Below are 9224 nucleotides of genomic sequence, written 5' to 3' on the forward strand. Positions count from 1 at the left end.
AGACGGAGGTCCCGGCCGGGGGAGGGGGAGGACCCCCTCGCGCCGGAGCACCTCGATCGCGTACGGGCGGTCCTGGCCCTCGGCGGGGTGCCGGCGGGGGACCTGCAGGACGGGGTGCAGCAGGTGCGGCTGAAGCTGCTGGAGCACCGGGCGGGCGGCCGCGAGCCGCTGCGGGACCCGGGGGCGTGGGCGGCCGTCGCCGCCTCCAACGTGGCGATGGACTGGCACCGTTCGCGACGCCGTCAGCAGCGGCTCGGCGAACGCCTGGCGGCCCTGGCGCCCCGGGACGAGGCCCGGCACGGCGGGGGAGAGGCGCACGTGCTGGCCCTGGCGGTCGCCGACGGCCTGCAGGAACTCCCGCCGCAGCAGCGGCAGGTGCTGACGCTGCGCTTCTACGCGGATCTGCCCGTGGCGCAGATCGCCACGGCGCTCGGTGTCCCGGAGGGCACGGTCAAGAGCCGTTTGCACGCCGCCGTCCGCGCGCTGCGCGGCCGGCTGCACACCAAGGAGGTGGTGTGACGATGAGCGGGAACGAGCACAGGGCATACGCGGCGGATCAGACGGACGAGGCACTGTCGGCCGCCCTCGCGGACGTGCCGCCGGAGGTGTCCGCCGACAGCGAGGCGTACCGGGCGTACGACGCCGCGCGCGCCGACGTGGCCCTGCTGCGCACGCAAGTGCGGCTGATCGGCGACGCCCTCGCCGCACGGCCCGCACCGGCCGTGGAACGACGCCCCCGCGGGCGCAGGGCGCTCGCGCTGTGCCTGGCCGCGGTCGTGGCGGGCGTGGTGGCGGTCACCGGGGTCGTCCTGGCGAGGAACGCGGCCGTGGGCGACCGCTCGGCGGCGGGCGACGCGAAGCCCACGCCGGAGGGCATCGTCGCCTGCGCGCGCGACATCGCCGAGGGCACCGTGCGCGAGGTGACGCCCACCGGGGGGCCGGGGGACCTGCGCGTGGTGATGGACGTCGACCGCCGCCTCAAGCCCGCCGTGGGCGACCCCCGGCTGACGTTCACGATCCACGTCGACGACGACCACGACGACGTGGCCCCGCCCCCCGGACCCGGCTCCCGGGTCCTGGCGATGGTCTCCGTCCTCCCCGGCGAGCCGGTGGACCTGTACGAGGGCGCCGCGGACATCGCCTCCGCCCGCGCCTGGATGGAGAAGGCACTTGCGGCCTCCCGGGGCCTGCCGTGCGAGAGCGACACCGGATGAGAGGGGTGAAGGACATGGGACGCAGGACGGGACCGGCCCTCACTGCGGCGGCGCTGCTCGCGCTCGCCGCGCTCGCCGGCTGCGGGGCCGGCAGCGGCGAGACCGGCTCCGAGTCGGTCCGCAGCACCGACGCGGAAGTGCTGGCCTGCACCGAACTCGTCGCCGAGGGGACGGTGCTGCGGGTGACGCCCGCGGAGGGACCGGACCGGGTGTCGGTGCGGATGGAGGTGGACCGCTACCTCAAGGGGGAGCGAGCAGACCGCCGGCTGACCTTCCCCGTCGACCGCGACGAGGAGGGGGAGCCCGAGATGGCCGTGGGGAGCCGGCTGCTCGTCAGCGTGATGCTGCGGCCCGCGGGCTACACCTTCGTCCGCCAGGGCGAGGACATCGCCCCTGCGCGGGAGTGGATGGAGCGGGCGCTGCCCCGCTCGCGCACGCTGCGCTGCGGGGAGCAGGAGTACGAGTGGCGGCAGAGCTGAAGGGGCGGGCGCTCCGGGGAGCGCCCGCCCCTTCAGGCGGTGATCAGGCCGTGGCCGCGGGTCAGCCCGCGTTGACCTTGTTGATCAGCACGCTGCCGGTGCCGGCGGCGGTGCCGTCGGCGTTGAGCAGCTGGACCTCGCCGAAGAACTGACGTCCCTCGGGAGCCGGGGCCGCGACCAGGACGTTCGCCGCGACGTTCGCGGAGGCGCCGTTGGCCAGCGGCACGGTCGCCGCCTCGTCCACGGACACCGAGCCCAGCGTCGTCGAGTAGAAGACGTCGCGGTAGTCGTACTCGGTGGTGCCGGCCGGGACCGAGTAGCCGTCCACCGTGATGGTGTACGTGCCGGCCGCCGGGTTGGCGATGCTCACGGCCTCCTCCGAGTCGCCGTCCGCGGACTGGCCGACCACCGCGCCGTTGAGGGACACGGTCAGGTCGAGGTCCGCGGAGGTGTCGGAGGTGCCGCCGATGGCGACGTCCAGCCGGGACGCGCCCGCGGGGACGACGACCGTGCTGGTGACGCTGTCACCGTCGGCGATCGTCTTGCGCGCCGCCGCGGCGGAGCCGAGCGCACCGCCCTTCAGCTTGCCCTGCACCGGGGCGTAGCCGTTGGTGACCTTCCACGAGACCGGGGCGGCGGTGCCGACCGTGGCCTCCTCGACGGTCTGGACCTCGGGGTCGAAGGAGACGCCGAGCGCGGTCGCGGTCAGGTTGTACGGGTTGTTCAGCACCGGCGAGGTACGGCGCGCCTCGACCTCGATCTCCCACACGCCCGGGATCGGGTTGGCGTAGGAGCGCAGGTCGGGACGGCACCCGTTGGTGGTGGTGTAGTTCGGGTAGCAGAACGTCGTCGTGGTGTTGTCCGCCGGGACGCCCCACGGGGTGATCGCGATGAAGCGCGTCTGGCTGCCGGTGGCCAGGCCGCCCATCTTGACCTCGAGCGTCTTGGCGCCCTCGGGCACGGTCACGAAGTAGGACTTGGTGCCGTTGCGCTGCACCGAGCCCGACGCCTTGACCGCGAACGACGGCTTGGCCTGCGCGGAGGCCACGACCACGGTGTTGAGGATCTGCTGGTCGGTGCCGCGCGTCGAGGGGTCGTCGACCGTCAGGATCGCGCTGTGCAGACCGTTGGAACCGGGCTTGGCCTTGACGCGTACGGTCACCGGCTTGTTCAGCGGCAGCCGCACGTCGTCGCCGTCGGCGAAGCGGAAGGTGCCGTCGTTGTTCACCCAGTCCAGGTCGTGCCGGACGGAGCGGTCCGGACCGGTGGTGCGGGTGATGGTGACGTCGTACGTCCTGCTCTGACCGGCCTTCAGGCCGCCCTCGCGGTCGTAGATGCCGGTGCCGTAGCCCGGGGTCGCCAGGAACTGCGACAGGGCCGTGGAGACCGGGGCCTTGACCGTGTAGGTGTGGGCGCCGGCACCGGCCCTGATCAGCCGCCAGGCGTCCTCGATGTCGATCAGGCCGGAGCCCTGGGCGTACGCCGGGACGTCCTTGATCTTGTGCGCCGTGCTGGTCAGCGCCGTGCGCAGGGCCGCCGGGGTCAGCGCGATGCGGGCCTGCTTGGCCGCGGACAGCAGCAGCGCGGAGGCACCGGCCGCCTGCGGGGAGGCCATCGACGTGCCCTGCAGCATGGCGTAGCCGGGCGGCAGGGTGTAGCCGGCCTCGGCGACCGGGCCACCGGGCTCCCAGGTCGGGATGGTGTTGATGGAGGCACCCGGCGCGGAGATGATCGGCGCGAAGCCGCCGTCCTCACGCGGACCGCGCGAGGAGAAGGGCATCATGTCGTACGCCTTGGTCACCTGCGAGCCGTAGTTGGCCGCCCAGGTCTCCTTGGAGATGGTGGCGCCGACGCTCAGGACCTTGTCGGCCAGGCCGGGGTCGCCGATGGTGTTGGCGCCGGGGCCGCTGTTGCCGGCCGAGATGACCAGCTGCACGCCGAAGTCGTCGATGAGGCGGGTGTACAGCTGCGCGCGGACGTTGTTGCCGTCGTTCAGCGCGGGCAGGCCGCCGATGGACATGTTGACGATGTCCACACCGCGGTTGACCACCAGGTCGATCATGCCCTCGGTCAGCGCCACGTTGGTGCAGCCGCCGGACCAGGTGCAGGCGCGCGACGAGACGATCTTCGCGCCCGGCGCCGCGCCGTTCATCTTGCCGCCGAACAGGCCGTTGGCGGAGGTGATGCCCGCGACGTGGGTGCCGTGCTCGGACTCGATGACGCCGATGTTGACGAAGTCGGCCTTCTTGCCGACCCAGGTGCCGCCGTACGGGTCCGTGGGGACGTCCTTGCGGACCTGCACCACGAAGGGGATCCGCTCGGAGATGGCGGTGGCGGGGTTGTCGGTGCCGAAGTAGCCGATCTGGAAGCCGTCCTTGTACGGCTTCATCTCGGTGTCGTCGGTGAAGTCCCCGTTGTCGTTCAGGTCGAGGCGGACGGTGCCCTTCGCCGGGTCGTACAGCACGCCCCAGTAGTCGGTGGTGTCGCCGTCGCGGTTGAGGTCACCGGCCATGTCGCCGCCGACGGTGGCGGACTCGAAGAAGACCGTGACCTGCTGCGTCGCCTCGGGGGCGGTCCAGGTGCGGCCCTGGTAGGTGACGCGCGGACCGTTGGTCATGCGGCGCCAGGTGGCGTCGCCGTCGGTGATCGGGTCGGTCGCGGTGACCCAGTCGACGATCTTGCGCTCGCCGGTCGTGGTCTTCTGCAGCGCCGGGTGGCCGAGGTCGACGCCCGAGTCGAGGATGCCGATGGTGACGCCGCGGCCGTCGGCCTTCGGGTTGTCCTTGACGAAGTCCACCGCGCCGGTCTCGAAGGCCGGCTGGTAGGGGTTCTTCGCCGGGGTCTTCGCGTCGGGACCCGGGTAGGTGGTGGAGCCGTGGCCGTGACCCTTCGAGGACCCCTTGTCGCCGTCGGCCGACGGGGACGGGTCGTCGAGGACGATCTCCTGCTTGAGGTCGATCGCCTGCACCGACGAGAGCTTCTGCGCCGCCGCGATCGCCGCGTCCGCCTTGCCCGTCGGGACCGTGGCGCGGACGTAGCCGAGGTTGTCGTAGGTCCGGTCCACCGACGCGCCCTTGAGCGCGCCGAGCTCGTCCGAGACCTGCTCGGTGGAGCCCTTCTTGGTGGCGATCATGAGGGTGACGTTCTTGTCGCCACCGGCCTTGGCCTCGGCGAGCAGTTCGGCGTCGGCCGTTCCGAGCTTGTTGTGCGCGGTCTTGACCGCCGCGTCCGCCGGGTCGCCGGTCGCGTCGGCGAAAGCGGTGGAGGCGGAGATTCCGGTCGTCGTCAGCGCGGCCACCAGGCCCGCCGCGAGCGCGACACGGACCACGCGTCTCTTCCCGCGTATGTGATCGAGAGACATGGGCATCCTGTTCAAGATTTGGGCGCCAGTTGACCGACACATTGCGCCATCCGCGGGGTTGTTGGGGAGTGCCGTAGATGGCGTAAGACCGACATGACGCGAATACGTCAAGAAGCCGGGACCCGTCACGGGGCGCGAAGCATCCCGAACCGGCCCATTGCGTCCGGCCGTCCGATGATCCGGGGCTCGCGACGGCGCGCGGCGCCGGGGCGGTCGGTGAACACCGGATGAGCGTCCGGCCGCCTGCGGACCGGCCGCCGGTGACCGGCGGGAGGACTGCTGATCCATGTCCGTAGATGGGTGCCGGACGTTCCGTTTCCGTTGCACCGCAGGCCATCCCGGGTGCCAACGATCCGGTGAGGAGCGGCACCGCGGTGCCGCCGCAGCCACCGTCAACCGGGGGAACCCGCCATGTCTGGTCCCGTGTCCGCTGCCGTCCTCAGCCGCCGCAACGTCCTGATCGCCTCGGGTGCGACCGCCCTGGGTGCGGGGCTCGGTTTCGCCCTCGTCCCCGGTTCGGGCGACGCGAAGGCACAGCCGCCCGCCGAACCCGGCGCCGAACCCGTCGACGGTGCCGCCCCGTCAGCACCGTCCGCTCCGGCCGCCGCCGAGCCCTTCACCGCCGGCACGACCCTCCAGTCCGTCGCCTCGCCGCTCGGCGGCGGGGGCTATCGCCGGCTCGGCGACGGCCCGGGGTGGCAGCGGGTCGTCCGCACCGAACTGGGCGCCGCCAAGAGCGGCCGCGCCGCGCGCCGTACGCCCCTGTCTTGTTTCGTGCACTTCACCGACCTGCACCTCACGGACGTGCAGAACCCGCAGCGTTACGAGTTCCTGCGCTCCGCCGCCTCCACGGGCTGGCGTCCCCAGGAGGCCCTCACCAACGCCGGCGCCGTCTCCCTGGTCGAGCGGGTCAACGCCCTGCGGCACGGGCCCGCCACCGGCACGCCCATCGGTTTCGTCATGACCACCGGCGACAACACCGACAACAACTCGCGGATCGAACTGGACTGGTTCCTCACGGTGATGAGCGGTGGCCGCTTCACCCCCGACTCCGGCGACCCGGGCCACTACGAGGGCGTCCAGGACTCCGGCCTGAAGGGTTTCTGGCAGCCGGACGGCGCCCTGCGCGACGTCGACAAGGCGCTCGGCTACCCCCGCCTGCCCGGTTTCCTGGCGGCCGCGGTCCGCGAGCTCAACAGCCCCGGGCTGAACGTCCCCTGGTACTCCACCATCGGCAACCACGACCAGCTGTACGGGGGTTCGTACGCCGCCTCGTCCTTCTTCCACGACCTCGCGCTCGGCTCACGCAAGTTGTTCTCGCTGCCCCCGGCCGAGGCCGAAGCCGTCAACGCGTTCCTGCGCGAGGGGCCCGACCCCCAGGGCACCCGCTTCCGCCAGGCCTGGAACCGCTACAAGTCCGGCGCCCGCACCGTCACCCCCGACGAACGCCGGGCACCGGTCACCCCGCGCGGGTACATCGCCGCCCACCTGGACCCGGCGCACGCCGGCGCGGGTCCCGTCGGCCACGGCTACACGACGGCCGAACTCGACTCCGGCCTGCTCCACTACACGTTCCGGATCTCCGGCGGCGTGCTCGGCGTCAGCCTCGACACCACCGACCGGGGCGGCGACTACCGCGGCTCCCTCGGCACGGCCCAGATGGACTGGCTGGACCGGACGCTCACCACGCACGCCGACGACACCGTCCTGGTCTTCAGCCACCACGCCAGCTGGTCGATGACCAACCTGGTCCGCGACCCCGCCCGCCCCAGCGAGCGACGGCACGGTGGCGACGAGGTGCTCGCGCTGCTCCGCAGGCACCGCAACGTCGCCGCCTGGATCAACGGGCACAGCCACAAGAACAAGATCGTCCCGCACGGCACCTTCTGGGAGGTCTCCACCGCCTCCCACGTCGACCACCCGCAGCTGGCCCGGATCGTCGAGCTGACCGACAACCACGACGGCACGCTCTCGCTGCTCTGCACGCTCGTGGAGTCCGCGGCCCCCTACCGCACCGACTTCACCGACCTGTCGCAGACCGGACTCGCCGCCCTCTACCGCGAGCTCGCGTTCAACTCCCCGGGAGCCCGCGCGACGCTCTCCGGCGAGCCGGGCGACCGCAACGTGGAGCTGCTGCTGAAGAAGCGCTGACCGCCGCGCTCACCGCGGGAGCACCACCACCCACGACGCGGGGTTGCGGTCGGCCGCGGCCATCAGGGCCGTACGGACGACGGTGGCCTGCTGCTCCAGGGACTCCCGCAGCTTGCGCGGCGTGATGTGCACGACCGAGATGCCGAGCCGCTCCAGATGCTCGCGCTTGCGGGCGTACTCGCCCCACAGGGCGTCGTCCTCCTGCCGGGGCACGCGGGCGTCGAGCTCCACCGCGACCGCGTGCTCCGGCCAGTACGCGTCCACGCCGCCCAGGTGCGGGCCGCCCGGCAGCCGCAGGTCGACGTTCCACAGCGGATCGGGCAGCCCGAAGCAGCGCACCATCGTGTACAGCCGGTTCTCGGCGATCGCCCGGCCCTCGGCCACCAGCGCGTCGACCGCCTCCACCACGTGCGGCCGGGACAGCAGACGGGCCCGGCTCAGCTCCCCGACCAGCGCCGTCGCCTCGCAGTGGCCGCCGCGCACCGCCTCGGTCAGCACCTGGCGGACCGCCCGGGCGTCGTCCAGCTCCTCCACCGCGTCCGCCAGCGCCCGGGGCAGCGGCGCGCACGGCATGCCCTGCACCTCCCGCGGCCGGGGCAGCGCGGTGGTGCGCACCAGCCCCACGTCGCCCACGGCGCGCAGCCTGCGCTGCCGGGTCACCAGCAGGTCGATCCGGTCCAGGCCGACCAGCGGCGGCACCGAGGAGAAGCGGTGCAGGGCGAGCGCCGCGAGGCCCGTGACCATCGCCTCGCGGCCCGCGTAGAGCAGCGCCGCCCGGACCCGCTCGTCGCCGGTGGGCCGCCCGCGGTGCAGGACGTACACCCGGGGCAGCACCTCCTGCCAGGGGCCGCCGGGGCGGCAGCGCTCGGCCAGCGTCTCGGGGGTGACGCCGTGCTCCCGCAACTGCCGGGCCGACAGCACCGTCGGCCGGGTACGGGAGAGGTGGTCGAGGGGGCGGGGGCTGAGGGGGATGTTGTGGTTCATGCCGGGTGGATTCCCGCATCCCTCAGGGAGCCTAACGGCTGTTACCGTACCGTCGACAAATGCGGACATCCCCGCACTAAAGTTCAGACGTTCGGTTGCCGAGCGGCATTTTTCACCTATTCGAGTGACCGGCCTTGCCTCACCTGCCCCCGGCCCTGGCGATGCTGCCGCACCACCGGGGCCGGGCGGTACCCCACGTACGCCATTGGGGTGACCGGTCACCTGTTCCCTTCCGGGAGGGGGTCTCAGACCGCCGCCGCGTCCCGCTCCTGGGCCCGCAGCGCCCGGGCGAGGTCGTCACGGCACTCGGCGACCAGCCGGCGCAGCGCCGGCGGCGCGTCCGCGTGCCCGCCCAGCCAGGCGTCGGCGGCGTCGAGGGTGGCGGGCCGGTCCTGGTGGTGCGGGAAGAGCCCGCGGACGACGGCCATGCCGATCTCGATCGAGCGCTCCTTCCAGACCCTCCCGATCACGTCGAAGTAGCGGTCCGCGTAGGGGGCGAGCAGCTCGCGCTGGCCCGCCTGGTCGAAGCCCGCGATGGTGGCCTCGACGAGCGCGTTGGACAGCGCGTCGGACTCCACGACCGACGCCCAGCACTGCTCCTTGACGGCCGCGGAGGGCCGCGCCGCCAGGCAGCGCACCTGGTGCCGCTTGCCCGAGGCGGTGTCGTCGCGGGCGAGCTCCGCCGCGACGGCGGCCTCGTCGGCCGCGCCGCCGGCGGCCAGCGCTTCCAGGAAGGTCCAGCGCAGCTCTTGGTCCACCTCGAGCCCGTCGATCTTCCCGGTGCCGTCGAGCAGCCCGCGCAGCACGTCCGCCCCGGCGTCCCCGGAGGCGACGGCCGCGTAGAAGCGGGCCCAGGCCGCGGCGACCAGCTGGCCTGGGCGCGCTTCTCCGCGGCCGTGGCCTCCGGGGACGCGTGGGGGGACGTGCGGCGCGGTCGCCTCTACGTCACCGGTGAGATCGACGGACTCTGTGTGCACCAAGGTCTAGCTGGGGCGTTCACTGAGAGCGCGAGCGACGGGGGCCAGGACCGCAAAA

The 9224-nt window shown here is 73.0% G+C and carries 6 protein-coding genes and 1 pseudogene; 4 read left to right on the forward strand and 3 right to left on the reverse strand.

Annotation, left to right across the window (positions count from 1 at the left end; genetic code table 11):
* The 3 genes from PV341_RS41155 to PV341_RS41165 form a co-directional block, all read left to right on the forward strand.
* A partial coding sequence (locus tag PV341_RS41155; protein ID WP_500360517.1) for a sigma-70 family RNA polymerase sigma factor occupies nucleotides 1–519 on the forward strand: 519 nt, incomplete at its 5' end.
* 2 nt (nucleotides 520–521) lie between these two features.
* Nucleotides 522–1214, forward strand: a complete 693-nt coding sequence (locus PV341_RS41160; RefSeq protein ID WP_500322896.1) for a hypothetical protein — start codon at nucleotides 522–524, stop codon at nucleotides 1212–1214.
* A gap of 14 nt (nucleotides 1215–1228) precedes the next feature.
* Nucleotides 1229–1693 carry a hypothetical protein gene (locus PV341_RS41165; protein WP_500322897.1) on the forward strand — a complete coding sequence of 155 codons (465 nt, stop codon included), beginning with the start codon at nucleotides 1229–1231 and terminating at the stop codon, nucleotides 1691–1693.
* 61 nt (nucleotides 1694–1754) lie between these two features.
* Here PV341_RS41165 and PV341_RS41170 read toward each other — a convergent pair whose 3' ends face one another.
* Nucleotides 1755–5060, reverse strand: a complete 3306-nt coding sequence (locus tag PV341_RS41170) for a S8 family serine peptidase (RefSeq protein ID WP_500360518.1) — start codon at nucleotides 5058–5060, stop codon at nucleotides 1755–1757.
* Nucleotides 5061–5465: 405 nt separating this feature from the next.
* On the opposite strand from PV341_RS41170, the gene PV341_RS41175 reads away from it, so the two are divergent.
* The gene (locus tag PV341_RS41175) at nucleotides 5466–7205 is read left to right on the forward strand and encodes a TIGR03767 family metallophosphoesterase (RefSeq protein ID WP_500322899.1); all 1740 of its coding nucleotides are present in this window, start codon (nucleotides 5466–5468) and stop codon (nucleotides 7203–7205) included.
* 9 nt (nucleotides 7206–7214) lie between these two features.
* Here PV341_RS41175 and PV341_RS41180 read toward each other — a convergent pair whose 3' ends face one another.
* Nucleotides 7215–8189, reverse strand: a complete 975-nt coding sequence (locus PV341_RS41180) for a hypothetical protein (RefSeq protein WP_500322900.1) — start codon at nucleotides 8187–8189, stop codon at nucleotides 7215–7217.
* Nucleotides 8190–8434: 245 nt separating this feature from the next.
* A pseudogene (locus PV341_RS41185) lies at nucleotides 8435–9049 on the reverse strand (ERAP1-like C-terminal domain-containing protein); the annotation flags it as partial.
* Between the last annotated feature and the right edge of the window lie 175 nt (nucleotides 9050–9224).

It is taken from the genome of Streptomyces sp. PA03-1a, assembly GCF_033792805.1.
In the GTDB taxonomy this organism is placed as follows: domain Bacteria; phylum Actinomycetota; class Actinomycetes; order Streptomycetales; family Streptomycetaceae; genus Actinacidiphila.